The 23954-nt window shown below is 48.8% G+C and carries 21 protein-coding genes and 2 pseudogenes; 15 read left to right on the top strand and 8 right to left on the bottom strand.

What is annotated here, in order from left to right:
- The first annotated feature begins 236 nt into the window (after positions 1–236).
- The 3 genes and pseudogenes from GMA8713_RS22205 (at position 237) to GMA8713_RS22215 (ending at position 1762) form a co-directional block, all read left to right on the top strand.
- Positions 237–545 carry a DUF1272 domain-containing protein gene (locus GMA8713_RS22205; RefSeq protein WP_062714362.1) on the top strand — a complete coding sequence of 103 codons (309 nt, stop codon included), beginning with the start codon at positions 237–239 and terminating at the stop codon, positions 543–545.
- Positions 546–584: 39 nt separating this feature from the next.
- Positions 585–834, top strand: a pseudogene (locus GMA8713_RS22210) (NIPSNAP family protein).
- A gap of 256 nt (positions 835–1090) precedes the next feature.
- Complete coding sequence (locus GMA8713_RS22215) at positions 1091–1762, top strand: protoglobin domain-containing protein (protein ID WP_232314524.1); 672 nt, start codon at positions 1091–1093, stop codon at positions 1760–1762.
- A 152-nt stretch (positions 1763–1914) separates the two neighbouring features.
- Here GMA8713_RS22215 and GMA8713_RS28250 read toward each other — a convergent pair.
- A pseudogene (locus GMA8713_RS28250) lies at positions 1915–2112 on the bottom strand (IS5/IS1182 family transposase); the annotation flags it as partial.
- A gap of 218 nt (positions 2113–2330) precedes the next feature.
- Here GMA8713_RS28250 and GMA8713_RS22220 point away from each other — a divergent pair.
- Both GMA8713_RS22220 and GMA8713_RS22225 read left to right on the top strand, forming a co-directional pair.
- On the top strand, positions 2331–2903 hold the full coding sequence (locus tag GMA8713_RS22220; RefSeq protein WP_062714364.1) for a hypothetical protein: 573 nt from the start codon (positions 2331–2333) through the stop codon (positions 2901–2903).
- Positions 2857–4389: a hypothetical protein gene (locus GMA8713_RS22225; protein WP_157515726.1), complete on the top strand. Its 1533-nt coding sequence runs from the start codon at positions 2857–2859 to the stop codon at positions 4387–4389. Before GMA8713_RS22220 ends, GMA8713_RS22225 begins: the two co-directional genes overlap by 47 nt.
- A 249-nt stretch (positions 4390–4638) precedes the next feature.
- On the opposite strand, the gene glyA is transcribed toward GMA8713_RS22225, so the two are convergent.
- Positions 4639–5973 (bottom strand): serine hydroxymethyltransferase, encoded by a 1335-nt coding sequence (gene glyA / locus GMA8713_RS22230; protein ID WP_062714367.1) that lies wholly within the window; start codon positions 5971–5973, stop codon positions 4639–4641.
- 109 nt (positions 5974–6082) lie between these two features.
- Between glyA and GMA8713_RS22235 the strand changes: the two genes are divergently transcribed.
- On the top strand, positions 6083–6943 hold the full coding sequence (locus GMA8713_RS22235) for a LysR family transcriptional regulator (RefSeq protein WP_062714369.1): 861 nt from the start codon (positions 6083–6085) through the stop codon (positions 6941–6943).
- 36 nt (positions 6944–6979) lie between these two features.
- Positions 6980–7597 (top strand): LysE family translocator, encoded by a 618-nt coding sequence (locus GMA8713_RS22240; RefSeq protein ID WP_062714372.1) that lies wholly within the window; start codon positions 6980–6982, stop codon positions 7595–7597.
- A gap of 56 nt (positions 7598–7653) precedes the next feature.
- On the opposite strand, the gene GMA8713_RS22245 is transcribed toward GMA8713_RS22240, so the two are convergent.
- Positions 7654–8196, bottom strand: a complete 543-nt coding sequence (locus tag GMA8713_RS22245; protein WP_046305473.1) for a hypothetical protein — start codon at positions 8194–8196, stop codon at positions 7654–7656.
- Positions 8197–8363: 167 nt separating this feature from the next.
- Positions 8364–8738 carry an MBL fold metallo-hydrolase gene (locus tag GMA8713_RS22250; RefSeq protein WP_062714374.1) on the bottom strand — a complete coding sequence of 125 codons (375 nt, stop codon included), beginning with the start codon at positions 8736–8738 and terminating at the stop codon, positions 8364–8366.
- A 125-nt stretch (positions 8739–8863) separates the two neighbouring features.
- Here GMA8713_RS22250 and GMA8713_RS22255 point away from each other — a divergent pair, with 125 nt between their 5' ends.
- Positions 8864–9769, top strand: a complete 906-nt coding sequence (locus GMA8713_RS22255; RefSeq protein WP_062714376.1) for a LysR family transcriptional regulator — start codon at positions 8864–8866, stop codon at positions 9767–9769.
- Between the two features lie 35 nt (positions 9770–9804).
- Here the strand turns inward: GMA8713_RS22255 and GMA8713_RS22260 are convergent, their stop codons facing one another.
- Both GMA8713_RS22260 and GMA8713_RS22265 read right to left on the bottom strand, forming a co-directional pair.
- Positions 9805–11877 (bottom strand): AHH domain-containing protein, encoded by a 2073-nt coding sequence (locus tag GMA8713_RS22260; protein WP_422615209.1) that lies wholly within the window; start codon positions 11875–11877, stop codon positions 9805–9807.
- Between the two features lie 257 nt (positions 11878–12134).
- Positions 12135–13091 carry an AEC family transporter gene (locus GMA8713_RS22265; protein ID WP_062714377.1) on the bottom strand — a complete coding sequence of 319 codons (957 nt, stop codon included), beginning with the start codon at positions 13089–13091 and terminating at the stop codon, positions 12135–12137.
- Between the two features lie 349 nt (positions 13092–13440).
- Here GMA8713_RS22265 and GMA8713_RS22270 point away from each other — a divergent pair, with 349 nt between their 5' ends.
- The 6 genes from GMA8713_RS22270 (at position 13441) to GMA8713_RS22295 (ending at position 22053) form a co-directional block, all read left to right on the top strand.
- Positions 13441–14145 (top strand): GntR family transcriptional regulator, encoded by a 705-nt coding sequence (locus GMA8713_RS22270; protein WP_062714379.1) that lies wholly within the window; start codon positions 13441–13443, stop codon positions 14143–14145.
- Between the two features lie 12 nt (positions 14146–14157).
- Positions 14158–15057 carry a methylisocitrate lyase gene (prpB, locus tag GMA8713_RS22275; protein WP_062714381.1) on the top strand — a complete coding sequence of 300 codons (900 nt, stop codon included), beginning with the start codon at positions 14158–14160 and terminating at the stop codon, positions 15055–15057.
- A 134-nt stretch (positions 15058–15191) separates the two neighbouring features.
- The gene (gene prpC, locus GMA8713_RS22280; protein WP_062714383.1) at positions 15192–16319 is read left to right on the top strand and encodes a bifunctional 2-methylcitrate synthase/citrate synthase; all 1128 of its coding nucleotides are present in this window, start codon (positions 15192–15194) and stop codon (positions 16317–16319) included.
- Between the two features lie 23 nt (positions 16320–16342).
- Positions 16343–18937 carry a Fe/S-dependent 2-methylisocitrate dehydratase AcnD gene (acnD, locus tag GMA8713_RS22285; RefSeq protein WP_062714385.1) on the top strand — a complete coding sequence of 865 codons (2595 nt, stop codon included), beginning with the start codon at positions 16343–16345 and terminating at the stop codon, positions 18935–18937.
- A 9-nt stretch (positions 18938–18946) separates the two neighbouring features.
- The gene (gene prpF / locus GMA8713_RS22290; RefSeq protein WP_062714387.1) at positions 18947–20143 is read left to right on the top strand and encodes a 2-methylaconitate cis-trans isomerase PrpF; all 1197 of its coding nucleotides are present in this window, start codon (positions 18947–18949) and stop codon (positions 20141–20143) included.
- A gap of 32 nt (positions 20144–20175) precedes the next feature.
- Positions 20176–22053, top strand: coding sequence for a propionyl-CoA synthetase (locus GMA8713_RS22295; protein WP_062714389.1), 1878 nt, complete (start codon positions 20176–20178; stop codon positions 22051–22053).
- A 62-nt stretch (positions 22054–22115) separates the two neighbouring features.
- Here GMA8713_RS22295 and GMA8713_RS22300 read toward each other — a convergent pair whose 3' ends face one another.
- Positions 22116–22502 (bottom strand): hypothetical protein, encoded by a 387-nt coding sequence (locus tag GMA8713_RS22300; RefSeq protein ID WP_062714391.1) that lies wholly within the window; start codon positions 22500–22502, stop codon positions 22116–22118.
- Between the two features lie 91 nt (positions 22503–22593).
- Here GMA8713_RS22300 and GMA8713_RS22305 point away from each other — a divergent pair, with 91 nt between their 5' ends.
- A complete protein-coding gene (locus GMA8713_RS22305) occupies positions 22594–22968 on the top strand; it encodes a hypothetical protein (RefSeq protein ID WP_062714398.1) in 375 nt (124 codons plus the stop codon).
- 128 nt (positions 22969–23096) lie between these two features.
- Here GMA8713_RS22305 and GMA8713_RS22310 read toward each other — a convergent pair whose 3' ends face one another.
- A complete protein-coding gene (locus tag GMA8713_RS22310; protein WP_062714394.1) occupies positions 23097–23672 on the bottom strand; it encodes a hypothetical protein in 576 nt (191 codons plus the stop codon).
- Positions 23673–23954 lie beyond the last annotated feature (282 nt).

The following is a 23954-nucleotide window of genomic DNA, read 5'->3' on the forward strand; positions in this document are numbered from 1 at the left end:
TTCCGATCACCGATTTCGGAGTGAGGCTAAAAGTGATCGGATAATCGCGGAATCAGTGATCGGTTTAAACCGAAATGGGTGATCGGATAATCCCGAAATGACTGATCGGAATGCTCCGAAATATGCACCCCGCAAAACAATTGATGTTTTTTCCTGAGGCCTAAGTGGATTCACTCTGTAGTATTTGATGTATGTGATTGCACTGACACTGTCACTTTCAAAAAAGGAATTTGCCCATGCTGGAAATCAGACCTAACTGCGAATGCTGCGATAAAGACCTGTTGCCTGATTCAACCGAGGCGATGATCTGTACCTACGAATGCACCTTCTGTGTCACTTGTGTGGAAGACATCCTTTCTAACGTTTGCCCAAACTGTGGCGGTGGATTTATGCCAAGGCCCATCCGTCCGAAAACAGCACGACGTGAAGGAGTGAGCCTTCATCACCAAATACCCTCGACCAAGCGGGTAAATACGCGTTACACCATTGAAGAACTCAAAGCGTTTAGTGAGCAGTTCAAACATATCGAGCCCGAAAATCGATAACGTGACCTGAATAAGACGGGTACAAACAGGGAGAGCAAAATGGTTACGTGTTATCTCAAATATGTCATCGATCCGAGGAAAGTTGCTGAGTTTGAGCAATACGCCAAGATGTGGATTCCGCTGGTGAACAAGTTTGGCGGCTAACACAACGGCTATTTCTTGCCTTCAGAGCGAGGTTAACAATGTATCGGTGGCGCTTTTCACTTTTCCGAGTCTCGCTGATTAGGAGATGTATACCCAAATAACCATAAGCTACGAACGGCGCTTTTTCAGACCCATCTTTGAATAACTGATATTTTTCCAGTACCTGCTTGGGCAATGATAATTGACTTATCAGTAAGCCCCTGCGAGCCATTCTGCAGTGCCCACCTTTATTTGATCTCTAAATGATTTCTTTAGTGCTATTGACGTTTTCAAATAACCTGACATATAGTATCGACACGAAACATAAAAAGTTTCGATTCGATACCCGATGTTGGCGCGATAGGAATAGTGCCGAGGTGTATGGAAAATAACCACTAAATTTGAAGCAATGAGAGGTAAATATGAAGAAGCTTGTATACGCGCTTTTCAGTGCATCGGTACTTTTAGGGTGCACAGGAACAGCAGTCAGTGCTGGTAATAATTCTGGTAGCAATATCCCTGGTTACGATGCTTACTCAAAATCCTTGGAAACCTCCCCTGTCACACCAGAGGAATTTGCACTGTTACAAAAAACCATTTTCTTTGGTCCCGAGGATGTGAAGGCGCTTCGTCAGGCCCAAAAAATTCTTAAACCTCAAATTACTGAGATTCTCGATACTTGGTACGGTTATGTAGGTGCAAATCCCCATCTGCTTTACTATTTTTCAAACAAGGAATCGGGCGAAGCAAACGGTGAATACCTTTCAAGAGTCAGGGACCGCTTTGAGCAGTGGATTTTGGATTTGACCGATGCAAATTATGACCAGCAGTGGTTGAATTATCAGCATGAAATTGCCAAACGTCACCACAGCGTGGGTAAGAACCGTACTGATAACGTGAATTCAGTTGACCACATTGATTACAGATACATGGTGGCGTTTATCTACCCAATTACAACGACCATCAAACCGTTTTTGCAAAACGGCAACGCATCGCAAAAAGAGGTTGATGCTATGTATGAGGCGTGGAGAAAAGCAGTCATTCTGTCTGTGATTCTTTGGACACACCCTTACATTAAAGATGGTGATTTCTAAGGTCTACAGTTTACTCTCCTGGCTGTAACTTTAAGGCAAACAGGCCTCTTTAAAGAGGCCGGTTTAAGGTTGTTGACTAAACCCGCTTTTTGAGCGGTTTTTTTGTTAGCGGTTGAAGGGCGCGATCACGCTACTTTTCCATACCGTTAGTTTCAAACGGCTTTTAACCCACTGAGGCTGATTTGCCTAACTAGCTGAGTTATTTGGCGTGTATAGAGCGCGATTTGGCAAAGATATGCCCCCAGCATGGCTATCTTCTAAATGTTTTGCTCTGCTGCCGCCAAAAAGCATTGGATTTGTATTTTCAACAATCCACGTTACCCTGCATAGAGATGACCTTGATGTCGCTGGGTTTACGTTACCGAATAGGTGAATAGTTAGCGTAATCTGCGTCATTAAATGCATATAGCGTCTGGTTTTCCTAACAGCTGCGTCTCACTAATAAGCCAGAGCATCGATGAAAATCCTTTTAAATTGGTTGTTTGGGTATATATACCTAAGCACGACAGAAGTCAGAAACAGATTCTGTTTAGGTTATTTCTTTTTGGCTAGCTAAATGGATTTTTAAATGAAACGGATTTCATTCTACCCCTTGCTGTTTTTGATCCTGTCAGGATGCAACAGCGATAGTAATACCACCGATTCAAATACACCCAGTCCCTCTCCCTCAGCGCCGACAGAAACCGTGACCTTGGCGGAAAGCGTTAAGAAATCACTGGAATTGTCTTATTCAAATCATGAACCTCAACTCGATAGGACAGAAAGCCTAGAGGGTACTGATGATGATGGGAATGGAGTACGTGATGATATCGACATGATCATTTCTGATACGGACGCTGATGAAACGGTGAAACAAGCGCTAATACAGCACGCGAAATCACTTCAAAACGAAATGAAAGTTGATTGGGATTCGCTAGGTGAAGAGGAAGGTAAAGCAGCGATGCGACAGCTTTCAAGCGATAGCATTCGTTCTAAACGGTGTTTGATGGAATCACTGGGTTCAGGTTTTTCAAAAGTCACCCGCACGCTTAAAGCACTTACTTACAATACCAAAGCACGCACGATGCACTACCTGAAAGGTAACAAAGTTGCAAATGGCATGGCTTTCTCTGTTGGAGGCCATGAAAATGCGTGCGAGTAAGTTAATGTGCGTGTTGCTAGTTTTTAGCTCCGCGATATCCTTTCAAACTCATGCAACAAATACCTGCAAAATCGAAGATTACGCCATCGTTTTCTTCAATGGCGTGCTGACTGACAGGCAAGAGGCTGAGGACAATATACTCGCAACAGAGTCAGCATTGGGGCATGGAGCGCAATACAATCAAGCAAAACTTCGCTACGTGCTTGCCTATAACCAGAGCGGTAAAGCCAATGGATTTGTTACTGCACTGGAAGATTTTGCTGAAACATTTGAGCAGCGTTCCGCCGAGTATGATCAGATCCTTTCTGAACGCTGGGAGCTGTTCTGGCCAATATTGCGTGGTGAGCAATCTTCGGGCTTTTTTGATTACTTAGGCGATGTGCTATCAGGGTATTTTAAATTACTTCAAGCTGCGTTGAGCGAACAGCGTCATGATGTCATTACAACGCTACTGACCTTTCTCTATAACAACCAAGAGGATATCCAAACCAGCAAAGAGCATGAGGCTATTCTTGACGCCTTGGTGTGGCATGGGAGCAAGATTGTTCTCGTTGCCCACTCTCAAGGCAACCTCTATATGAATCAAGCTTATAACCACACAAAAAATGTCAACGCTTATTCGACGGGGGATGCGATCAAAGCCGTGCACATTGCACCAGCTTCGCCAATATTAAATGGTAATCACGTGCTTTTGGACGTGGACTATGTGATCACCTCATTAGATCTTTTCACGGGATGGGACATAAACGTTAACGCCTTCTGGCCAGCGGGATTTGATAGACCTGACCCCGTAGGACACAACTATATCGACATGTATTTAAATGGACCATCCGGTGCACGTTCAACCGTTGTTGCTGCGATTGATAGTGAGCTGTTGAGTGTCAGTGATCCAGACCTTAAAGAGTATTTGATCGAGTTGAAACTCACGCCCAAACACAATGTACAGAGTTATTATGGTGCGACTGTTCAAGTAACCGATTACAAATCTCAACTCTACACGGGGGGGTACGATAACTATGACCCTAATAACCCACCTTCCTATAAAATTTTAAAAGAAGATGGTGCTGGGCCAAATCAAGATTTAGCGCCGACGGCCATTAATGGCGACCCTTACAATGGGTATCGGATTGAAAACTGTGGCGATTACAACGAGCCCGATTGGCTCAAACACGGTAGCTATATGCTAACGACGGAGCATCCCAGAACAGCTTCTTCGCTAAATTTGGATGGCGCACCGCAACCCGGTTTTGACGTTGAGTTGACCACAAGGTTTGGGGATAAAATTACGCTTCAGCACAACCTGTTTCCTAGTTCGACAGGGCAGGTAATCAGTCGTCTGGCTTGCGATGGCATGGGGTTACGACATGTTGTCACGCTTGATCAAGACGACTATAAGCCTTTTATTTCCATCTTCCGTCAAGAGACATTGCAGATCCCTTCCAAGCTCAAAGTGGAAGAAACGTGGCCGCTTTGTGTGCCACATTGATTGAGTCGCAGGTAAGCGATTCATCTCTATAAAAAAGGCCACTGGTATGTTGTGGCCTTGTCAAATTGCGTTCGTGTATCCGGGTAGAGCCTCGTTAATTACATCTTTCTATCAGAGCAGAGCGGGTTTTGCCAGTAACTGCGCTACAACACCAAGACGGTCTATTTGTCCTAACGGAGCCGCGCGTTCTTTGTTTCCAATGACCTGTATTTTCGAGAAGCGTGGTGCGTGCCCAGCCGAATGCAGGGTTTAACTGTGGACGTAGCGCATGGTTGTGAACTGCCTGCGAAGCGATGAGACTGCTTTTGCTGTTTCCTCATCAGGCTTTCTGCTTAACAATGAATCAGCAATATACCTGGCGACTTCAGGCATTTGCTCTGATGTCATTCCCGCCCGAACAATTTCGGGTGTACCAAAGCGAAGGCCGTTCATATCGCCGTCCACGGCTTTTATTGGCAAGCCAATCCCACAGGTCAGAATGTTCGCTTTGCGTAGTTTCTTTGCCATAGTTTGCCCGCCACCAAATGGTGTTGCCTGAATGGCAAATTGGTGAGATTCAGAAGTTGTTTGTCCATCTGACCCTATTACTTGAAACACAGGTAACCCTTCCTCCTGACAGGCATTTGCCAGCTTTTTATTAGCATCAATCATGGTGTTGGAATAATCAGTGCCAAACGACTTCCAGTCCAACAGCGAGACAGCAAGAGCGGCAGACTTGGCAGCGTCAAAATTCGCGGTTAACCCGGGGAAGGCAATAGCGTCAATGCGTTCCATCAAAGCAGCATCGTTGGAGACGATCAGCCCGCCCGGAGGACCTCCCAAGCTTTTATAGGTGCTCATGGTCATCAAATGAGCACCTTCGGCGAGTGGATTTGGCCAGCTTTTGCCTGCGATAATCCCGCATTGGTGCGCTGCATCGAACAGCACTTTTGCACCGACTTCATCGGCAATAGCTCGGATGTCTGCAACAGGGTGGGGCAAGAGGTTTAAGCTTCCACCAATGGTGATCAAATTAGGTTTGAGGGCGTGTGCTTGCTCTCTTAGCGCATCCAAGTCGACGGTGTAGTGCTCGGCGTCGGCTTTCATTTCGACAATATTAAGCCCATATAATCCCGCCGCACCTGCATTATGGTGAGTAACATGACCACCGATAGAAGCTGGTGGAACGAGAATGGTGTCGCCCGGTTGTGTCGTCGCCATAAAGGCATAAAGGTTTGCCATCGCCCCTGAGGCGACGCGGATTTCAGAGAATTTCGCATCAAAAACATCACACGCCAATTGCGCTGCAATGATCTCGATTTTCTCGATGGCTTCCAGCCCCATTTCATACTTGTCGCCGGGATAGCCAAGAGAAGGGCGCGTACCAATACCTGTTGCCAACAGCGCTTCTGCTTTTGGGTTCATGATATTGGTGGCTGGGTTGAGGTTGATGCACTCTCTTTCGTGGATGTTCCGGTTCTCATCGGAAAGCGCATAAATTGCCGCAATGACACCTGATTCGTTCAGCGCGCTGATATTGCCTACGGTGTCTTTCGCGTAATCATTGATGCTTTCTGCTACCCAAGGCTTCTTATGAAATGTCATTTTTGCCGTCCTTGCTCTGTTTCGTGATGTATCTATCTCAACGCGGAAGACCATTTCGCTCAAATGGATTATTTTTTGTATTAGGCAAAAATAATTTTGGGCTTAACGCATGCGTTCTGTTCGCTTCCCACAACTTCCTCCTTTAGATGCGCTGGTGGCTTTTGAAGCTGCTGCCGAATATGAAAGCTTTGCTAGAGCGGGAGAAGAGTTATTCCTGACTGCATCTGCAGTGGCGTATCAGGTCAAAAAACTCGAAAGCTATTTAGCCGTCTCCTTGTTCGCTAGGCATGGGAAAGGGGTTTCACTCACGCCCAAAGGCAAAGAATTTTTAGTGCTGGTTAAACAAGCGCTAAAAGATTTTGAAGAGAACGTTGAACGAGTTCGTCATGGAAAGCTAAGGCCAGTTCGCTTGGCGACACAGCACGCTATTGCTCAGTTCTGGTTGCAAAAGTGTTTGGGAAGTTATCAGCATGACTTTCCGGAACATGAATTGGAAATCACCGCAATGTCGACCGTTTCCGGTCAACCGGAAGAAACCGATCTTGCGCTGGGCTATTTCCTTCATGACCCTGGTCGTCGCTGGAAAAAGCTATGGAGCGAGACTCTGTTACCTGTGAGTGCGCCTAATTATAAAGGGAAGGATGACCCCGTCTTTTACCAAGACATGCACTGGCATGATGATTGGCGGTTTTGGCAAGACAAGTTCAGCAGTATCCAAGCGCGAACGCGTCGTTCCAGTTTGTATGCTTTATTGCTGCAATCGGTCTTGGACGGGCAGGGAGCGATGGTTGGGCGGGTTTCCCTCCTGCAGGATTACTTGGAGCGCGGTGAGCTGGTGCCTTGGCCGGACGATTCAGTGAATCAGGTGGAAAGTGGTGGATACTATCTTTATCGAAGCGCCGCCTGTGATGATCATCCTGTGGCCAATCATTTCTATGAATGGTTGACGGCGCAGTGCGCTTCCCGATAGGGTGAAATTTCACCAAAAAAACGGAAAGACACACTAATGGAACTGATCACCTTTCTGTTGTTTATCCCCGCCTGCTTTGCTTTAAACATGACGCCGGGGCCAAACAATCTGCTCGCGATGAATAATGCCCGTTGTTATGGCTTTCGGCCTGCGCTGGTTGCCAGCTTTGGCCGAATAGCGGCCTTTGCGGTAATGATTGCTTTAACCGCCTCTGGTTTGGCGGTCATCCTCTACGCATCGGAAAAGGTCTTTCTGGCGATAAAGCTAGTTGGCGCCATGTATCTGTTCTGGATTGCTTTCCAACTTTGGCGGTCAACGTCGAGCCTGGTTAATGACATTGAAGCGGATAAAAAGGTGAAAGCACTGCTTCAACAAGAGTTTGCGCTCGCCGCGGGTAATCCAAAGGCCATCCTTATTTTTACTGCATTTCTGCCACAGTTCGTTGACCCGTCCGCCCCCATCAATCAGCAGTTCTTTATTCTGGGGCTAACTTTCTTGGTGTTGGAAGTCGTCGCTATTTCTATGTATGCGCTTTTCGGCATTTATCTTCGCCAATGGTTTAGTAAGCCCAAAATGGCGCGCTGGTTTAACCGCGGGTGTTCGGTTGTACTTGGCGTGTCAGGTGGAAACTTGCTGATGATGAACCGAAGCTGATTTTGGGTTGTTTGGGTATATATAGAAAGGGCGCTTATCGACGCCCTTTGTCGTGGTTAGTTATAGTGAGAGGTGAGTTTTCGCGCTTCGACTTCCATCGGCGCGTTGTAGTAGCCATAAACAAACATCTGCATCAGGTACTCGCGGGTTTGGGCGGTGAGTCCAGCTCTCTCTGATTGCATCACGTGCACTAATTCGTGAGGCAGCAGATCACGTTGGGATTTGTAGCGGTTTTGAATCCAAATGCCGTAGCCAAAGGTGTACCCTGCCATATTGGGGTTGGTGTAACCCACGCGTTTGGCGATTTCTAGTAACTCCGGGTCGGTTGGTGCAGGCAGTTTATCTACATAATAAACCCGAACCTTTTCGGGATGTTTTACACCCATCTTTTCCGCGATAAGTACCTCTTGAGGTGTTAAGGGAATACCTTTCTCCAGTGCTTCTGCCTCGGCTTCGTGGGTGAACTTGGCTGCAGCAGGCATCAGTTGCTCAACGCCGTCAATCAACTCCTGAGGCGGGTTGGCATAAATTTCATCCCTGTTGACGCAACCAGTGGCTACCAAGGTACCCAATACCATCGCGACGAGTTTTCCCCTCATTATCTTTTCCTTTCTCCATATACCGTCTGGCGAAAGGATACCCCTTGATGATTCAGACAAAGCAGACTGGCGCTGATTCTTCGAGTCGCGCCGCAATGGTTTAGGAAAGGCCTAACAAAACAGCCACCCGAAAGGTGGCTGTTTGTCGTTAGAACGGGTACTGGAGGTTACTGCTGCTTAGACAAATCGCGGTAAGCTGCAGGTACGTTCAGACCTGGGTGAACCCAATTACGAAGGGCGTAGCCAGTAAACTCTGGCAACTGCACTTTCTTCACTGAATCCAGAGTTTCCAGCAAGTGTCCATCTAAAAGCCAAGGTAGCGAGGGTTTGACAGTGATAACTGGGTTACCTGTCCACATGGTTTTTGATTTTGGCTCCCAAACGAACAGATCACCGCCTGTCTGAGCAAAACCAAAGTCTATGATTTCAACATTCTTGCCGCCTAGGTCGAGTCCAATCGTACCGCCTTTACCGATTAGAATGTCTGCATCTGTCGCTACGATTTCTTCGGTGCCGCGGCCGTTACCAAAATTCTGCATCATTAACTGCGTGTCTTGCTTTCCTTTACTTGTCGTCCATTTGTGTTCACTCTAGAAATTCTCGAATAAAGAAAAAACAGCATTCTAAGTAATTCAGTGTTCTCCCTAAGAGAACAATTGGAGAGGCGATGGACAAGTTCACCAATATGGAAACCTTTGTGAGGGTGGTTGAGATTGGTAGTATCAGCGGTGCAGCAGACCGCATGAACATTGCCAAATCTGCAGTCAGCCGACGTTTAAAAGAGCTGGAAGAACACCTGAATGTTCAACTGTTCCACCGCACAACACGCACCATGCATGCCACGGAAACAGGCACGGAATATTACAAGCATTGCCTGCGCATTCTCGAAGACTTGCGTGAAGCAGAGGAAATGACTTCTCAGGCACATTGCGTGCTGAAAGGGCCGTTAAAGGTTGCTGTTCCCTCAACATTCGGCGTGCTACATATTGGCCCAGCCATTAACGACTTTCTTCAAGAACACCCACAAATTGAGTTTGAACTGGACTTCAATGACCGACAGGTTGATTTGATACAGGAAGGTTACGATCTCGCCATTCGTATTGCCGACTTGCCAGACTCGACGTTGCTCGCCAGAAAAATTGCTACAGTTCGACATGTGCTTTGTGCCAGTCCAGAATACCTACAAGAACATGGCTTTCCTGAATCTCTTTCCGATCTTAGTCACCACCAAGCGCTGGTCTACAGCCTGAGTAAAGATGTCAGTCATTGGAGGTTAAACACACCGGAAGGTAAGCTGCAAAAAGTGAAGATTAAGCCTGCATTGAAGGGTAGCAGTGGGGAGTTTCTACTCTCCGCGGCAGCAAAAGGAATGGGCATTGCCCACCTGCCAACGTTTGTTGTCCATCAGGCCATCAGAGAAGGACGTCTAGAAGTGGTACTGCCCGGCTATGCGTTTGGTGAGCTCAACGCCTATGCGATTTACCCGCAGACACGGCATTTATCACGCCGAGTCAGAACTTTGATTGATTTCCTGGCCGCCCGATTTGAGGGCACGCCTTATTGGGATAAGTAGCTGTTTCAAAATACATCTACGGGTATTGTGCAGCGTTAATTAATAGGGTGATGACCATTGTTTATTTGACTTCGAAGACTGGAAAGCGCCTCCAATACGCCCCGTCTTCCGAAGTGAGACGCTTGGACAAGAGTTTCGTTTACCCAATTTATATAACCGGGTTTATGGAGAGTTGAATGAATAGCACTTGTGCTAATGTTAGGCACCCCGTAGTCCATAGGCAACCAAACACCATTCTCTGCGGCGTTGATTCTGATATTAAAAGCCTCAAGAATAGCTCTGGCTGGTTCCGCGTCCGCCATACCCTTGGGAACAATATGGTGAGCATGATTATCCAAGGGGCGTGTTCCGAGTGCGAGTTCTAAATTAGCGGCTAGCATTTCAGCGTCGGTTAATGAAGAGGTTCTTGGGCGTGTTGTCGTGCCTATATCTCTCGTACCTTCAGGAGCTACGTCGTGTCGTCGGTGATGAGATTGCGCGTCAGCAAATTCTTCGACTATTTCTACTTGCCTTGCATCATCAGCTGGGGTGCCTGAGCTAGAACTAGAACGGGAAGAGGTAGTCGCGTCTTCTGCCGCCGCTGTTGTCTCTTGCGCCGATCGGTTACCGCTTCCCGCATGACTGGTGTGTGCAACCATTTGGGCGCTTGAACCAGCAAGCGGCCCAAGCCTTCCCAAGTCGAGTGCCATTGTGCCACCTTGGCTCATCGCCGCTGAACCTCGACCAACAGCAACGACCGCCTCTGCTCTCAGTGGCACTGTGGCGGCAGCACCACGAGCGGGTGTTGTTGATGCTCCGGCTCCCATGCTTGCAAGAAAAATTTCCGCCTCCCCAAAAATTCGTCCTATTATTCTTGCTTGTTCAGTAGGGGAGGCTGAAGTAAAGCGTCGTATGATTTGCTCTCTACGGCGCCAAAATTGCGCGATCGTATCCGGCAGTTCGGCTAATCCACGCAGAAATCCAACGGGGTCTCGGACTAGGGAGATGATAGATTCTGCCATCGCCACACCTGCTTCGCCCATCCCTTGAAAATAAGCAAAGATTTGGTCTCTAACTTGCCCACTTACCACGTCTTGCCAAAAACTTTCCGAAAAAGTGATTTCATCATCTTGCTGGTAGTTTCGATATCTTCGGCTCTTCTGGCGAAGTAATTGATGAAAGCGTCGTCCTCGCCTTCCTTCGAGTTCCATGTTTACTGCCATTATGCCGTTTCGGAAATGGAAATCGCCAAATATACCTCCATAGTAGTGTCTGTTTTCAAGTGCGCTTAGGAAAGTATCAAAGCGCCCTGTGGAGGTTGCATATTGCTCGATGATGCGCAATATCTGGGCTTCTTCATCGTCGCTTACGTGCACTTCCTGAACCAGATTCATGATACGCTGAATGTCACGGTCCATAGCGGCTCGCTCTCTTCTTCGTTGCCTCCTCTGTTGTCTTTGCTCTTCTTCCGTAGGTGGAGGTTCTAGCCTGGATGTGGTTCTTTCGGAGAGTACCTGAGAAGCAACTTGGTAGTTTTCTTCCAATGCGAGGCGATCGTCAGAGCCTTCCTGAAAGTTGTCTTTATACGCTGACAAAGATGACATCAAGGTTTCAATGGTATCTGCGTTTATTCCATCAAAGTCCTCCGGCGTTAACTGTCGAACTAACGACTCGTCAAAAATGTCCGCGCGTATTCGAGCAGAAGCACCACGTTGCCATTGCAGAACATGTGCAAACTCATGAGCTAATGTGTGATTAAGAGAGGAAGGGGTTGAAGCACCAAGCCAAATGTGATTTTTGTATGCAAACGCGTGAGAGCCTAATCCTTTGGTCATAACGTTTGCCTGCTTGCCTTGGTGTATATAAACAGGTTTTAAAGACCGATTACTGCAATGAGGAAGTTGTTGTGCGATATCGTGACGCATTGGGGTTCCACCTCTTTCTAATTTAGGGTGGTTGCCTTCTTTTAAGGGCGAGCTTTGCGTTGGATAAAAGGACGGGTTGATTCCTTTCATCATGCACTTGGCGAGAGAGTTTGCTTCATGCTCTTCATGATTAACTTCATTTTTCTTAAAGGCATTAGATGATGAAAGAGAAAACGGTCGAGCCGTGGGTAAACTCAAAGGCACACCAATATGAAACCTAGATGAACTAGATTCATTTCCTCTTGGTTGAATGACGGCTCCTTCAGAAGCACGTCCAGATAGTGGCTGATAAGTCGACACGTTTGGGGTTGTTAACACGGTCTATATTGAATTTTGACCGAATAAGTATGGTGGTAGGTGAACTTGCAGAGTGTCCTATATATAAGCGAGTAGCAGCTAATCTTCGGATTAGACAATGCCAGCGAGGAGAATTGACTCGCTTTCAATAGTCCGTGTTGTCTCTATATCAGCCCCAACACTTTCAACACCAATGACCCCACACACACAGTCACACTCGAAAACAAGGTAGTGAGCCCAATGATATTGGCGCTCAACGAGGTATTGGCTCCGGCGGCTTGTGTCATTGCATAGCTTGCTGCTGCCACTGGTGCGGCGTTCATGAAGAACAGAATCCCAAGTTCCAGCCCTCTGAATCCATAAAGGTAACCAATCAAGGTAAAGGCGAAAGGTGCAACCATGAGCTTGTTAGAAGCTGCAAACCAGGTGGGCTTTTTCTCCTCTCTCATCATGCGGAAATCCAAGCTGCCACCCGTACACAAGAGCGCGAGTGGAAGTGCGATTCGGGAAAGGTAGTTGCCCGTGTCGACAATCACAGGTGGGAGAGTGATATTCAGCAGTGAAACAACAACGCCAAGTGCAATCGCGATGATCAGCGGGTTCTTGGCCAGATTGATAAATATGGTTTTCGTGGACTGCAGCTTGGAACCCGCCGAGCGCGGCGACAAGCAGATCACCGCTTGAATGTTATATACGACGGTAATCACCGCCACATAAATTGCCGCGAGTGCCAGTCCTTGGCTGCCATAGGCGTTTTCAACGTAAGCGATACCAATGATGGCGGTGTTGGCACGAAAGCTCCCTTGTATCAGTACGCCGTGATCTGGATTTCCCTTGAAAGCCAGTTTGGTGGACGCGATACAAAACAGGAAAAAAATCACCGTCATGACCACGGAAAAAGCCAGAAATTCTGTGGCTTGCGAGAAGTTATGGTCAGCCGTGGCAATACTTAAAAACAGCATTGCAGGCAGGGCGACATTGAACACTAGTCGCGAGGCAACATCGTTAAAGTTGGCGTTGGTCCACTTTAGTCTTTTGAAGATATAGCCAAGGGAAATTATGAAAAAGATCGGTGCAACGAGAGAAAGGGAAAACGCTAATTGCTCCATGATGTTAGCCATTTTTCTTCTTCATCTCGACTGCGAAGGGGTGACTTAAAATCTACGCTATTTATGCGTGAATACTCAATAGCCATGCTATCAAGACTATGTCTCTCATTTGCCTGTCCCACAAATCTATCACTTCTTAACGCTTCTTTAACTTCCTTATTGATGACCTTATACCTTGGTCTTAATTGTCGACAATCCTCTTGATCTAATCCTCTTTCAGTGTCTAAATTATGTTCATGAGATTAAATTGTAGACAATGTTGAGGATGTATCGATATCTCAATTTCCTCCAGAAATGCTCATAAAAGCGCTGGGGAAACTACGACAAACACTGTCAACACAGCCATTGGACAAGGAACACAATGAGCGAAAACAACGCATTAAGCGAGACGCTGGAAAGCGTGAGTCCCACATCGAAAGAAAACACCAAGTCGGAAAATCTGACTGCTTTGCTGGTTGAGGCTATCGTCTCTGGCGAAATCGCGTCGGGAAGCAAAATCTCTGAACCAGAACTCGCCCGCCGTTATGAATGCAGCCGTGGGCCGTTGCGCGAAGCCATTATGCGCCTGGAAGGGCTTGGGCTGATTGAGCGTATTCCCCATGTTGGGGCGCGTGTCATTACCTTAACGCCAGAGAAGCTCGTTGAGTTGTATGCAGTGCGTGAAGCGTTGGAAGGCATGGCGGCGCGACTGGCAGCCAGAAACATCAAGCAGGATGAGCTTCAGGGCATTGAAGATTTGCTCACCAAGCACTCCAGACATATCGACGAAGTCGAGGGCGCATCTTACTTCCATCAATACGGCGACTTTGATTTCCACTATCGGGTGATCATGGCCAGCCGCAATCAAAAGCTGATCAATTTGCTTTGTGGCGAGCTTTACCACTTGCTCCGTATGTACCGCTACCAATCACCCAAGACTCAATCCCGACCCAATCATGCGTTAGAAGAGCACAAGTTTATTTTGCACGCGATCCGTAACCGTGACGAAGAGTTAGCTGAGCTGGCAATGCGTCGCCATATCGCGGGCAGCCGAAAGGCAATCGAACAACAAATCTTAAAAGATTAGAAGGACCTGACTATGACACTCTCCCCTGGAGCCAAATTCCGACAAGCCGTTGAGCAGAACAACCCACTGCAAATTGTCGGCACCATTAATCCTTACTGCGCCATGATGGCACAACGCCTCGGCCATCAAGCCATTTACCTCTCTGGTGGTGGTATCGCCAACGCAAGTTACGGTCTGCCTGATCTTGGCATTACCACGCTGAATGATGTGATGGTTGATGTCGAACGCATTACTAATGCCTGTGATTTGCCCTTGCTGGTCGATATCGATACGGGTTTCGGCGGCGCATTCAATATCGCCCGCACTATCAAAGCGATGGAGAAAGCAGGCGCTGCAGCGGTGCACATGGAAGATCAGGTGGCACAAAAACGCTGTGGTCATCGTCCGAACAAAGCGATTGTTAGCCAGCAGGAAATGGTCGACCGCGTAAAAGCCGCCGTCGATGCCCGAACAGATGACCAGTTTGTGATCATGGCACGCACCGATGCGTTGGCCGTGGAAGGCATGGATAGCGCCATCGAGCGAGCAATTGCCTGCATAGAAGCCGGTGCCGACATGATCTTCCCAGAAGCGATGAACAAGCTGGAACAATATCAACAGTTTTCCAGCGCGCTGCGTAGTGCGATTGGCAAACCTGTGCCTATCCTCGCCAACATCACTGAGTTCGGTCAAACCCCGCTTTATACCTGTGAAGAATTGGCCGCAGTGGACGTCGACATGGTGCTTTACCCGCTGAGTGCGTTCAGGGCAATGAACAAAGCGGCGGAAAACGTCTATCGCCACCTTCTCGAAGAGGGCAACCAAGAAGCATTGGTCGATTCAATGCAAACCCGCGCCGAGCTCTACGACTACCTCAACTATCACGATTACGAAAACAAACTGGACGATCTGTTCGCACAAGACAAATCGTGATGATTGAAAAGAACACCCGTTAACAAGCGCTTGCTGAGACTCACGCTTGAATACAAAAACTAAATCCAATACGTGAAACCGTTCGTCAATAACGCCCCGACAGAGGGCAACAGCGAACTGAAAAGGAGTTCAACATGCCAAACAAAGAGCTAAGTGGAGCAGGGCTACGCGGTCAAAGTGCAGGGTCAACAGCGCTGTGTACTGTCGGAAAATCAGGCACAGGGCTGACTTACCGTGGCTATGACATTACCGATCTGGCGAACAATGCGCAGTTTGAAGAAGTCGCGCATCTGTTATTGCGTGGTCATCTGCCCAATCAAAAAGAACTCGACGATTACAAAACGCGTCTGGTGAGTCTGCGCGGTTTGCCGACAGAGCTGAAACAGGCTTTGGAACTCATTCCCGCTTCAGCGCACCCCATGGATGTGATGCGTACTGGCTGTTCGGTTCTGGGTAATCTAGAGCAAGAACAGGATTTCTCTGAACAGTTGAACGCCACTGAGCGCATGCTGGCACTGTTCCCCGCCATCATTTGTTACTGGTATCGCTTCAGCCACGACGGTGTGCGTATTGATACCGAAGGCACCAGTGAAGATTGCACCGGCGGCTACTTCCTGAAAATGCTGACAGGCAAAGCACCGAGCAACCTGCACAAACAAGTGATGCATTGTTCGTTGATCCTCTACGCAGAGCATGAGTTCAATGCCTCCACCTTTGCGGCGCGTGTGTGTGCGTCAACGCTGTCTGACCTGCACTCCTGCATTACTGCGGCCATCGGCACCTTGCGAGGTCCTCTGCATGGTGGGGCAAACGAGGCGGCCATGGAGATGATTGAAAACTGGCAAACGCCCGATGAAGCTGAGCAGAACATTCTGCGCATGCTGGAAAACAAAGACAAAATCATGGGCTTCGGTCATGCGATTTACCGTGAAAGTGACCCGCGCAATGCGCTCATCAAACGCTGGTCAGAAGAACTTTCTGAAGCGGTCGGCGATACCCACCTTTATGCTGTATCTGAACGTGTTGAAGCCGTCATGAAGCGCGAGAAAGGCTTGTTCTGTAATGCCGATTTCTTCCACGCCACTGCCTATCACTTTATGGATATTCCGACCAAATTGTTCACACCGATTTTTGTGATGAGCCGTTTAACAGGCTGGGCGGCACACGTATTTGAGCAACGTGAAAACAACCGCATCATTCGTCCGAGCGCCGATTACACCGGGCCGGAATCCCGCGATTGGTTGCCGATTGAGCAGCGTTAATAGGCGGAAAAAGGGAACAGACGATGACGCAAAACAATACCCAATACCGAAGGCCGCTCGCGCAAACCGGACTCGATTATTTCGATGTTCGCGCAGCCGTAAATGACATCAAGCCGGACGCCTATGACACCTTGCCTTACACATCCCGTGTACTGGCAGAGCAACTGGTGCGTCGCTGCAATCCGGCGGATTTACAAGCCTGCCTGACCCAAATTGTCGAAGGCAAAAAGGAACTTGATTTCCCTTGGTATCCCGCGCGCGTGGTGTGCCACGACATTCTGGGGCAAACCGCGCTGGTGGATTTGGCAGGCCTTCGCGATGCCATTGCAGACCAAGGCGGCGACCCTTCACGGGTTAACCCTGTGGTGGAAACCCAGTTGATTGTCGACCATTCACTGGCCGTCGAACATGCTGGCTTCGAACCGGATGCGTTTGAAAAGAACCGCGCCATCGAAGAGCGTCGCAATGAAGACCGGTTCCACTTTATTGAATGGTGTAAAACCGCTTTTAAAAACGTCAGCGTAATCCCTGCGGGCAACGGCATCATGCACCAAATCAACTTAGAAAAGATGTCGCCAGTTATCCAAAACCAACAAGGCGTCGTATTCCCCGATACCTGTGTCGGCACAGATAGCCATACCCCGCATGTTGATGCCTTGGGCGTCATCGCGATTGGCGTCGGTGGCCTTGAAGCCGAAACCGTGATGCTTGGTCGACCTTCCATGATGCGACTGCCGGACATCGTCGGTGTGAAATTGGTGGGTCAACGTCAGGAAGGCATTACTGCCACAGACATCGTGTTGGCACTCACCGAGTTTCTTCGTAACGAGCGCGTGGTGTCGAGCTATCTTGAATTCTATGGCGAAGGCGCACGTGCACTGACTATTGGTGACAGGGCGACCATCTCCAACATGACGCCAGAATACGGTGCGACCGCTGCGATGTTCTATATCGATGAGCAGACCATCAATTATCTCAAACTGACAGGGCGCGAGCCTGAGCAAGTTGATTTGGTCGAAACTTACGCCAAAACGGTTGGTTTATGGGCTGATGATTTAGAAAACGCTCTTTATGAGCGTGTGTTGGAGTTCGACCTTTCCAGTGTGACGCGTAACATGGCAGGCCCTTCAAACCCGCATCGCCGTTTGCCTACCAGTGAACTTGCTGAGCGCGGCATTGCGTCAGCACAGCCGCCAGCAAACTTAGAAGGCAGTATGCCGGATGGCGCGGTTATCATCGCTGCTATTACTTCCTGTACCAATACCAGTAACCCGCGCAACGTGGTTGCCGCTGGTCTGGTCGCGAAAAAAGCGAATGAACTCGGCTTGGTTCGTAAACCTTGGGTGAAAACCTCCTTCGCGCCAGGTTCCAAAGTGGCGAAGCTGTATCTGGAAGAGGCAGGGCTGTTGTCTGAACTGGAACAGCTGGGCTTTGGCATTGTGGCGTATGCCTGTACCACCTGTAATGGCATGAGCGGTGCCTTGGATCCGGTTATCGAACAGGAAATTATCGAGCGCGACTTGTACGCGACAGCGGTGCTTTCTGGTAACCGCAACTTTGATGGCCGAATCCATCCGCACGCCAAACAAGCGTTTTTGGCCTCACCGCCGTTGGTTGTCGCTTACGCCATTGCAGGCACCATGCGCTTTGATATCGAACGCGATGCGTTAGGCACTGATGCCAACGGCAAGCCGATTTACCTTAACGATTTGTGGCCGACCGATGCAGAAATTGACGAAGTCGTGGGCAAATCCGTCAAGCCAGAACAATTCCAGCGTATTTACGTCGAAATGTTCCAACAAGATGAGAGTTCAAGCCTGAGCGACCCGCTTTACGACTGGCGTCCAATGAGTACCTACATTCGCAGACCACCCTATTGGGAGGGGGTATTGGCGGGGGAGCGTACGTTGAAAGGCATGCGTCCGCTGGCGGTGCTGGGTGACAACATCACGACAGACCATTTATCGCCTTCCAATGCCATTTTGCCATCGAGCGCAGCGGGCGAATATCTGGCAAAAATGGGTTTGGAACCCGTCGATTTCAACTCCTATGCGACGCACCGAGGCGATCACCTAACTGCTCAGCGCGCCACCTTTGCCAACCCGAAATTGCTCAATGAAATGGTGAAGGAAAATGGCGAAGTGGTGCAAGGATCGTTTGCGCGCGTTGAGCCGGAAGGCAACGTCACCCGCATGTGGGAAGCGATAGAAACGTATATGGAACGCAAACAACCGCTAATCATTATTGCTGGCGCAGATTACGGACAGGGCTCTTCACGTGACTGGGCGGCAAAAGGCGTTCGTCTGGCGGGTGTTGAAGCCATTGCAGCAGAAGGCTTCGAGCGTATTCACCGCACCAATTTGGTCGGCATGGGCGTGTTGCCTTTGCAGTTCAAGGAAGGCGTTAATCGCAACACCTTGGGGATTGATGGTACTGAGCTTTATGACGTGATGGGGGAGATCAAACCCGGCGCAGATTTGGCTTTGGTCATCACCCGAGCCAGCGGTGAAAAGCTTGATGTTGCAGTGACCTGTCGTCTTGATACCGAAGATGAAGTAAAGGTTTATCAAGCAGGCGGCGTACTTCAACGCTTTGCGCAAGATTTTCTGGCGCAGTAGGTGGTGAGCATGAGTAAGAAGTTGAAAATTCCTGCCACCTACATGCGAGGTGGCACCAGTAAAGGCGTCTTCTTCAGGCTGACAGATTTACCGGTTGAAGCGCAATCGCCGGGCGCAGTGCGAGATGCCATTTTGATGCGGGTGATTGGCAGCCCAGATCCTTACAGCAAACAGATTGATGGCATAGGCGGTGCAACGTCCAGCACCAGCAAGACCGTGATTGTGTCTAAAAGTACCCGCGATAACCATGATGTCGATTACCTGTTTGGTCAGGTCGCGATTGATAAACCCTTCGTCGATTGGAGTGGTAACTGCGGCAACCTTTCTGCAGCGGTCGGGCCATTTGCGGTGCATGCGGGTTTGATTGCCAAGGAACGTATGGTCGATAACGGTGTTATCTCGGTGCGTATCTGGCAAGCCAATATCGGTAAAACCTTGGTGGTTGACGTGCCAATACGTGACGGTGAAGTGGAGGAAAGCGGCGATTTCGAACTCGATGGCGTGACCTTTCCCGCCGCCGAAGTGCCGGTGGAGTTTCTATACCCTGCGGGCGCGCCGGGTTCTCTATTCCCAACGGAGAACCTTATCGACACCTTGGAAGTGCCGGAAGTTGGCGCTTTCCACGCTTCATTTATCAATGCAGGCATCCCGACCATTTTCCTTGATGCGTCAGAGCTTGGTTATGAAGGCACAGAGCTTCAAGACGCCATCAATAATGATGCGGAAGCATTGGCGAGGTTTGAAAAAATCCGGGCTTATGGCGCTATCCAAATGGGTTTAAACCAAACCGTGGAAGAGGCCCAAACCCGTCAACACACACCGAAGATTGCGTTCGTTTCCCCGCCTAAAAGCTACCAGAGTTCCAGCGGGAAAAAGGTGGAAGAGGCCGAAATCGATGTACTCGTCCGAGCTTTGTCGATGGGCAAATTGCACCACGCGATGATGGGAACCGCAGCCGTGGCCATCGCCGCCGCCGCATGTGTGCCGGGCACCATCGTCAATATCGCTGCTGGTGGTGGAGAAAGGGAAAACGTGGTGTTTGGTCATCCTTCCGGCACTCTAAAAGTCGGCGCGAAGGCACATCTTAAGCCCGAAGGCTGGTGGGTTGAAAAGGCGACTATGAGCCGAAGTGCCCGTATTTTGATGGAGGGACGCGTTCATGTGCCTTCCAGCGTTCTAGAAGTGAACGAGCGCGGCGAAAGCTAACGCGTTCAGAAAGACATTTTGGAGGAATCAATATGTCTGGCTATCAACAGGAATACTCGAAAGCGCAAACCGAGCCAGAAGCCTTCTGGCGCGAGCAATCCGAACAATTGAACTGGTTTGAAAAGCCGAAAACCATTCTGGCCAACGATGAAAATGGCATTGAGCGTTGGTTCCCCGATGGAGTGATGAACACTGCTTGGCTGGCATTGGATTACCATTGCGAAAACGGGCGCGGTGATAAAACCGCGCTGATCTATGACTCTCCCGTCACCGCCAAAAGACAAGCCTACAGCTATTTTGAACTGCGCGACCACGTAGCAAAAATCGCGGGTATGCTCGCTGGGATGGGCGTTGAGAAAGGCGACCGCGTGGTGATTTACATGCCGATGGTGCCTGAAGCTGCCATGGCGATGCTGGCTTGCGCAAGATTGGGCGCAATTCACTCTGTGGTATTTGGCGGTTTTGCACCCAACGAACTGGCGGTTCGCATTGAAGATGCAGAGCCGAAAGTGCTGATGACTGCCTCTTGTGGTGTTGAAGTGAACAAGGTGCTGCCATATAAGCCATTGGTCGACAAAGCCATTATGGACAGTCGTTGGAAACCTGAAAAGGTGGTGGTGTTGCAGCGCCCAGAATGTGCCGCGCCGATAGACCAAGAACGCGATGTGGATTGGCAAACTGCGTATCAGGCCGCGCAGCCCCATGACTGTGTTCCTGTTCTTGCCACTGACCCGCTTTACATCCTTTACACCTCTGGCACCACGGGCAAACCCAAGGGGGTGGTACGTGATAACGGCGGCCATGCTGTCGCGATGAAATACTCGATGAAAGCTGTGTACGATATGCCGCAAGATGGTGTGTTCTGGGCAGCGTCTGATGTCGGCTGGGTAGTGGGGCATTCCTATATTGTTTATGCGCCGCTTATCCACGGCTGCACCACCATCTTGTTTGAAGGTAAGCCTGTCCGAACGCCGGACCCCGGTGCCTTTTGGCGGGTATGCCAAGACTATGCGGTGAATGTTATTTTCTCTGCACCGACGGCTTTTCGCGCCATCAAGAAAGAAGATCCAGAAGGTAACTACGTTAATGAGTACGATTTAAGCTCGCTGAAATCCATCTTTATGGCAGGCGAAAGGCTCGACCCACCGACCTACGATTGGGTCGTCGAAAAAACTGGAAAACCCGTGATTGACCATTGGTGGCAAACCGAGACGGGCTGGGCGATTGCCTGTGACCCAATGGGTATCGAAGTGATGCCAGTGAAAGCCGGTTCATCGACCAAGCCAACACCTGGCTATCAAGTTGAAATACTCGATGCACTTGGTAACAGCCTCAAAGCCAACCAGCAAGGTTATGTGGCACTAAAACGGCCGCTGCCGCCGAGCTGTTTGCCGACGGTATGGCGCAATCACGATCGCTTCGAGACGGGCTACCTTAGCCAATTCCCCGGCTACTATGTGTCTGGTGATGGCGGTTACTTAGATGAGGAAGGCTATCTCTTTATCATGGGCCGCATCGATGATGTGATAAACGTCGCCGGTCACCGCCTCTCAACCGGAGAAATGGAAGAGATCGTCGGTGCACATCCTGCTGTGGCTGAATGCGCGGTCATTGGTATTCACGACGAGCTAAAAGGGCAGCTACCCGTCGGCTTTGTGGTGCTGAAAGACGGCGTCGACATAGCTTCAGACCAATTGGCTGGAGAGCTTGTTGCCAAAGTACGGGAAGAAATCGGCGCAGTGGCTTGCTTCAAGTTGGCATTGGTTGTCGACAGATTGCCGAAAACACGTTCCGGTAAAATTTTGCGCAGAACCATGCGCCAAATCGCCGATGGCGAGCAATATGTGGTGCCTTCAACAATCGATGATCCGTCGAGCCTGAATGAGATAGAGAGGGTGTTGCAGCGCTAGAGTCGGTTGGTCATTCGGAATAGGAAGGGAGCCGGTTGGCTCCCTTTTACTTATGGTCATTATCACTCAAGCGTTTCAAAGTGAAACTTGTATTCACTGACACCGTCTATGCGAACGCCTTTTTCCCTTAACTCAAGGTACTGTTTCATTTTAATGGTTCTGAAGTCCATTGCCTTCAGCGCAAGGATGATCCGCAGTTCATCCAATGAATGCGATTTTGCCTCAGAGCTGCACGTACCACAGACAACATGGGTCTTCGGCTTAAAGCCAACCTGATTAAGCCAGTGCAAGTCTTTGGGTTCTTTACGTGTGCCGCAGAAGTAGCATTGATTCTCTTGTTGCAATGCCGCTTGTTCCCTCAATTCCTTCAGACTAGGTGAATTGGCTGATGGAGAATTTTTAGCCTTCTTATTACCACCAAACTTAGAGAACTGAACGACATTAGACATTGGGATTGGCCTTATTAATTGGGGTATACAACTAGTATTTTGCCAGAAAACGCTCATAATCTCGCGACAAAACACGGGAAGAAAAATGACCATGACTGATTTTCAATATTACTTTCACCAACTGCCTTGTTTTAACTGCAAAAACACCACAGTGAGTACTGATCTTGGTTGGTTAATCTCAGCGATGAAAGACGATGTTGTCGCCCAAATCGCAGCGATTATTGCGCAAGGCAAGGTTGAACCTGATCTTTCAGTGAACGTGACTTGCACAAAAGAAGAAGCGCGTGATTACTTGCTGCTGAACTTCTTTGGCTACTCGGAAGAAGAACTCGCGAATCAAGTTAAAGCGGAAGATGAGCAAGCAGTTGAGGATGAAATCGCAGAGCTTCTTGCTGACGGCAGTGATAAAGCCGTGTTTGAACATGAAGTCGCGCTGCAAAACTGTACGGATTGCGACATCGATTAAGCGCGAAACCTGACGTTAAGCAAAGTGTGATTGTGGGGCTTATGAAGCTCTAAAGAAAAAGGCGCTATCAAACAAGGGTTTGATAGCGCCTTTTTTGTTTTTGCGATTATTGAATTGTTGGCTGAGGCTCAATCACATTCGTCGAGTGATACTGGACCTTTCAGCTCTTTCAGGATCATCTTTTGAATATCGATGCCCATGCTCATGACGATCAGGCTCCAGTTCAGGAACGGTAATGAGCCGTTATCAATGCCGCGCTTAAAGTTATTGGCATTCCAATTAAACACCTCTGACAGCTTTTCGGTGGTCAGTGCTTCGTAATTGTCGTTATCAATCAAATCGCTGAACTGATCGCTGGTGGGGCACACAAACTTGTCATTAGGCCTGAAAGCCGTCGGTTTAAAATAAGAAAGTACCCTTCTTACGTTAACTTCAACCACTTCACCATTGCTTTGGATATTGGGCTTGCCAGCGAGCGCGCACAAGAAGCACCAGCATGGGTAAGGAATTGTTGAAACGTTGTCAGGTTCGTTCTTATAACGCGCCGTCCACGCATTGATATTCTTTTGCTGGATGCCTGTTACGCTAACCAATTGATTGGAATCGTAGCCGCTGTCTTTTAATAGGTTGATCACTTCGGCCACTTCTGACACCAAAGGCTTGGCCCATCTACTGTATGGAGTAAGTGTTGCTTCTCTGACCATAATTAAACTTTTTTATAAACAAACGTTTAGTTTGTTTCTATTAAATATTACCCGAGATCATACGTGTTCAGACTGATAAGTCTACTTTTATCGAAAGGGGTGAAACACTTGAAAATCGCACGGTGTATGTTCCTGCTTTCATCAGCAGTTTATGCAGAAGTGGCCCCCAATTTTCGGACATGACTTTAAGTGATTGATCTGTTTTGATAGTCCCCAGAAAGACTGGAGCAGATGATGACAAGAAAACGTAGAAACCACTCACCCGAATTTAAAGCGAAGGTG

Origin of the sequence: Grimontia marina (genome assembly GCF_900060185.1) — a bacterium.
Classification (GTDB): domain Bacteria; phylum Pseudomonadota; class Gammaproteobacteria; order Enterobacterales; family Vibrionaceae; genus Enterovibrio; species Enterovibrio marinus.

Excerpts from the sequence above, each read along its gene's own strand:
- GMA8713_RS22205 (WP_062714362.1), top strand. The coding sequence starts at position 237 with ATGCTGGAAATCAGACCTAACTGCGAATGCTGCGATAAAGACCTGTTG.
- GMA8713_RS22215 (WP_232314524.1), top strand. The coding sequence starts at position 1,091 with ATGAAGAAGCTTGTATACGCGCTTTTCAGTGCATCGGTACTTTTAGGG.
- GMA8713_RS22220 (WP_062714364.1), top strand. The coding sequence starts at position 2,331 with ATGAAACGGATTTCATTCTACCCCTTGCTGTTTTTGATCCTGTCAGGA.
- GMA8713_RS22225 (WP_157515726.1), top strand. The coding sequence starts at position 2,857 with ATGGCATGGCTTTCTCTGTTGGAGGCCATGAAAATGCGTGCGAGTAAG.
- glyA (WP_062714367.1), bottom strand. The coding sequence starts at position 5,973 with ATGACATTTCATAAGAAGCCTTGGGTAGCAGAAAGCATCAATGATTAC.
- GMA8713_RS22235 (WP_062714369.1), top strand. The coding sequence starts at position 6,083 with ATGCGTTCTGTTCGCTTCCCACAACTTCCTCCTTTAGATGCGCTGGTG.
- GMA8713_RS22240 (WP_062714372.1), top strand. The coding sequence starts at position 6,980 with ATGGAACTGATCACCTTTCTGTTGTTTATCCCCGCCTGCTTTGCTTTA.
- GMA8713_RS22245 (WP_046305473.1), bottom strand. The coding sequence starts at position 8,196 with ATGAGGGGAAAACTCGTCGCGATGGTATTGGGTACCTTGGTAGCCACT.
- GMA8713_RS22250 (WP_062714374.1), bottom strand. The coding sequence starts at position 8,738 with ATGATGCAGAATTTTGGTAACGGCCGCGGCACCGAAGAAATCGTAGCG.
- GMA8713_RS22255 (WP_062714376.1), top strand. The coding sequence starts at position 8,864 with ATGGACAAGTTCACCAATATGGAAACCTTTGTGAGGGTGGTTGAGATT.
- GMA8713_RS22265 (WP_062714377.1), bottom strand. The coding sequence starts at position 13,091 with ATGGCTAACATCATGGAGCAATTAGCGTTTTCCCTTTCTCTCGTTGCA.
- GMA8713_RS22270 (WP_062714379.1), top strand. The coding sequence starts at position 13,441 with ATGAGCGAAAACAACGCATTAAGCGAGACGCTGGAAAGCGTGAGTCCC.
- prpB (WP_062714381.1), top strand. The coding sequence starts at position 14,158 with ATGACACTCTCCCCTGGAGCCAAATTCCGACAAGCCGTTGAGCAGAAC.
- prpC (WP_062714383.1), top strand. The coding sequence starts at position 15,192 with ATGCCAAACAAAGAGCTAAGTGGAGCAGGGCTACGCGGTCAAAGTGCA.
- acnD (WP_062714385.1), top strand. The coding sequence starts at position 16,343 with ATGACGCAAAACAATACCCAATACCGAAGGCCGCTCGCGCAAACCGGA.
- prpF (WP_062714387.1), top strand. The coding sequence starts at position 18,947 with ATGAGTAAGAAGTTGAAAATTCCTGCCACCTACATGCGAGGTGGCACC.
- GMA8713_RS22295 (WP_062714389.1), top strand. The coding sequence starts at position 20,176 with ATGTCTGGCTATCAACAGGAATACTCGAAAGCGCAAACCGAGCCAGAA.
- GMA8713_RS22300 (WP_062714391.1), bottom strand. The coding sequence starts at position 22,502 with ATGTCTAATGTCGTTCAGTTCTCTAAGTTTGGTGGTAATAAGAAGGCT.
- GMA8713_RS22305 (WP_062714398.1), top strand. The coding sequence starts at position 22,594 with ATGACTGATTTTCAATATTACTTTCACCAACTGCCTTGTTTTAACTGC.
- GMA8713_RS22310 (WP_062714394.1), bottom strand. The coding sequence starts at position 23,672 with ATGGTCAGAGAAGCAACACTTACTCCATACAGTAGATGGGCCAAGCCT.